The organism is Candidatus Jordarchaeum sp. (assembly GCF_052745115.1).
The window spans coordinates 1-3,408 of the sequence record NZ_JBRAKS010000395.1 but is presented as its reverse complement, the minus strand read 5'-3'; the positions used below and the strand labels follow the sequence as shown (position 1 = coordinate 3,408).

Annotated in this window: 3 protein-coding genes and 1 pseudogene; 1 reads left to right on the top strand and 3 read right to left on the bottom strand. The window is 40.3% G+C overall.

Annotation, left to right across the window (positions count from 1 at the left end; genetic code table 11):
• Together ACUVXA_RS18430 and ACUVXA_RS18425 are read right to left on the bottom strand one after the other, a co-directional pair.
• Positions 1 to 371, bottom strand: a pseudogene (locus ACUVXA_RS18430) (hypothetical protein); the annotation flags it as partial.
• Between the two features lie 307 nt (positions 372 to 678).
• Positions 679 to 1,056: a profilin family protein gene (locus ACUVXA_RS18425; RefSeq protein ID WP_445872752.1), complete on the bottom strand. Its 378-nt coding sequence runs from the start codon at positions 1,054 to 1,056 to the stop codon at positions 679 to 681.
• Between the two features lie 105 nt (positions 1,057 to 1,161).
• Between ACUVXA_RS18425 and ACUVXA_RS18420 the strand changes: the two genes are divergently transcribed.
• A complete protein-coding gene (locus ACUVXA_RS18420) occupies positions 1,162 to 1,473 on the top strand; it encodes a DUF167 domain-containing protein (RefSeq protein WP_445872751.1) in 312 nt (103 codons plus the stop codon).
• A gap of 41 nt (positions 1,474 to 1,514) precedes the next feature.
• Here the strand turns inward: ACUVXA_RS18420 and ACUVXA_RS18415 are convergent, their stop codons facing one another.
• Positions 1,515 to 3,305, bottom strand: coding sequence for an ATP-dependent DNA ligase (locus ACUVXA_RS18415; protein ID WP_445872750.1), 1,791 nt, complete (start codon positions 3,303 to 3,305; stop codon positions 1,515 to 1,517).
• Positions 3,306 to 3,408 lie beyond the last annotated feature (103 nt).

Sequence of the window (3,408 nt, the reverse complement as noted above, 5' to 3'; positions counted from 1 at the left end):
GCCACAAGACTAAAAAACACAAAAAACAAAACAAAATTCCAAACCACTGGGAGGCAGCCCGCACATCTTCCAAGCCAGCCCCCGTATATTTTGTTTAGGAGTTCTCTATCGGATAGTTTAAGGTCTATTTTTCTCGGCCCTTTGGGGCGTTCAGCTCTTGTTGCTGGTAGGTTTGAGGGTTCCTTGTAGGCAAAATCGGGTCTTAACTTGCTTGATTCCAATTCCGTTAAAAAATCTTCAAGTTCCGATAGGTTTTTCTTTCCCTTTTTCTCCCTGAATCTCTTTTCAATTTGGGTTATGTCGTGGCCTTCTTCTGTTCTTTGTATTATTTCGAAGCTCACTAATAGTTCAAGTTCTTCAGGGCTAATCATGATTTTTCCTTCCAGTAGCGAAGATGAAAATATTTCACATGTTACTTTATAAGTTTAAGGGTTAAAGATATGATTTTAAGCCTGTAGATAAAGTCCAGATTCAGTTTGTAAAAATCCCATTTTTTCTTTGTTGATTTTCATTATTATTTGGACCAATTAAGATTAATTTAAAAGTGCTGAAAATTTTCTTATTACTTTTGAATCCTTTTTTAATTGGTAAAAGTTTGTGAATTCATTGTAGCGTGTGCTTTTGCTTAGTTGTGTTGTATTCTTTGTGGTTTATGATTAATAAAAAAGGAAAAGGAGCTTAGAGCATTGCTCCGAGCTGCGCGGCGGCGCGAGAGACATCCACATATGAGCCTTGAGTGTCTCCTTGTGGTGTTACATATGCCATTAGAAGTGCACGGTATCTGGCTGTGGCCATTATGATGTGGCCCATTCCGGAAACGTTTGTGGCTACGAGGCGTTCATCTGTTGCGGATAGGGTGGAGTATTTTATTCCCTGAACTAGGATTGATGGTGCTCTTTCTCTCCATGCCGCTATTAAACTGGGGGCGTCGGGCACTATGTTCCAGTTGTTGGTTTGGTACATTACTTGTCCGTCTAGGGTTAGTATGGCTATTGCTGTTACATTGGGGTTTTTGGCTTGAAGCTGGGCTATTACGGAGTCAAAGTTTGATGCCAAGGCTTTCCACACCTTATGTAATTATTTGTAGAAGTCATTTTCAAATTATTTTATGGTTAATAATTAATAAAAACTTTGCGTGCATATTAATTATGTTGATTACTGGTGGTGAACAACACGTCAATTAGGGATATAGTTGAGAAGTGTGATGGCGGGGTTTTAATCCGGATTTTTGTGAAGCCGGGCTCACCGCGACTGAGTTTTCCTGCAGGGATTGAGGATGGTTTTGTTATCTTGGAGGTTAGATCTCCTCCCTTAGCTGGTAAGGCTAATAGGGAGTTGGTGAAGTCGGTGGCAAAGTTTTTTGGGGTTTCTTCCAGTAATGTTAGTATTATTGGAGGGATTAAGGATAGAAATAAAATTGTTAGGGTTCTGGGAGTTACGGTTGAATCTGCTAAAAGAGAATTGGGTATCTGAATCGTATTAGTTTTAATATTTTTGAGAATGTTTTTTAATGATTATTTTCTTTTCTGCTTTTCCGGTTTTTGTTTTTGGGTTTTTGTTTGTTCTTGGTACATTTCTATTATTTCTTCTACGGTTGTAGCCTCTTCGGGGCTTTTGTCGTCTCTCCAGTTTCCTGTGAACCTTGGAAATCTTACTGCGATTCCGCTGTCCTTTTTTATAGCTCCCAAGGCTGCGGTGTGTACTTGGCTCAAGGTATATTCACTGCCTATGATTTCTATTACCTGTCCGGGGGTGAACCATACGTCTGCTTTTAGTTTGGAGTCTACTCGGGGATGTTTGTGGTCGATTTTATACTGTTTGAGTCTTTCGGGCATTTCTTCAAGGGCGGTGTCACTAAAACCGGTTCCAACTTTGGATATGGTTCTAAACATGTCTTGGTCCTGGTCGTAGACCGCAACTAGTATTGCTCCGTATGTACCCGCTCTTCTACCTCTCCCCATTAATGCTCCCACGATCACTGTGTCTATGGTGTCTATCATCTCGGTTTTGTATTCCCTTTTGTATTTTATCCATTTGAACCCCCTGCTACCCGCTTCATAAATTGAGTCTGGTTGTATGGATTTTGCTACCAGACCTTCGCATCCCTCTTCTACAGCTTTCTCAAAGAAGGTTTCAATATCTTCAGAATTTTTTACGATTTCGGCTTCTACAGGCTTTATCCTATCACTCTTCTTAGTGATTTCTTCCAGTCTTTTCCTTCTCTCAAGATAACTTTTTGTAGTGTAATCGGTATTATCGACAAGAAGCAGATCGAACAGGTTGAGACTTGCAGGATAATCTTCGACCGCCTCTTTTATACCGTATTTTCTCCGGCGTCGCATTAGGGTTTGAAACGGTAATAGTTCTCTTGTTTGCGGATCGAAGGCAACTATCTCCCCCTCCACGATCACCCCTTGTGGTTTAATGTTACTTTTTATCAATTCTACTATATCGGGATATTGTTCGGTGATATTTTCTAACCGACGTGAGAATAGGTTAACTTCCCCATTGTTTTTATGTGCTTGCACCCGCTCTCCATCAAGTTTGTATTCCACAGCACATTTACCCTGCATCTTCTCCAAAATTTCTTCGGGGGTGGATAGCCTTTGTGCAAGCATCATTCGGACAGGTTTACCAAGGGTAACCTTAAAGTCTTCCACCTCTTTCAATCCCTTGGTGGCAATTGTTTTCGCCACAAGTCCCAAGTCAGAACTGATATTAAAGGCTCTCTCCAGTATGGCTCGATTTTCTTTTTTTCCAGTATACGCGATTGACAAAGCATCAAGTATAGTGTACTCAGCGATGCCTAAACGCAAGGCGCCTATTACCATGCGTATTATATACTTTGCCTCTTTGGGTGTTCCGTCAAGCAGAAGCCTGGAGAGCATTCTGAGTTTAGCCTCAACAGACCCCGCTCCAGTAGCCTTAGCTATTTTATCCAAAGTTTCGTAGACATCTAAAACTTCTAAAGGTTTTTGTACAAGAGATTTTTGTTTCTTACCCTTTAAAATTTCTTCTGTTACTAACCCCAAGTCACCCGTCTTCTTTAGCTTTTGTTCAACTTCTTCAACCCTATCGCCAGAAGCCATCGCCACACTGCGGACGGCTAATTTTTCCGCCAAACCTAATTCAATAGGAACAAACAGAGGATACAACCTACCCGTGGTAAGATATACTACCTTATCGATAAGCTCATTAGGAGTCTGCTTAAAAAGCTGAACCAGAAGATCCGTCATTTCCAAACGTTTGGAAGTCTCTTCAATTTTCTCATAAAAATCAGCAATTATCGAGAACTTCAATTCCACTCCTCTCCATTACCGAAATAATACTTGAACCTTATTAATAATTAAGCTCAGGCATTTAAAATGATTCTCTTTATCTAGAAATAAAAACTTACAGCCAGCATAA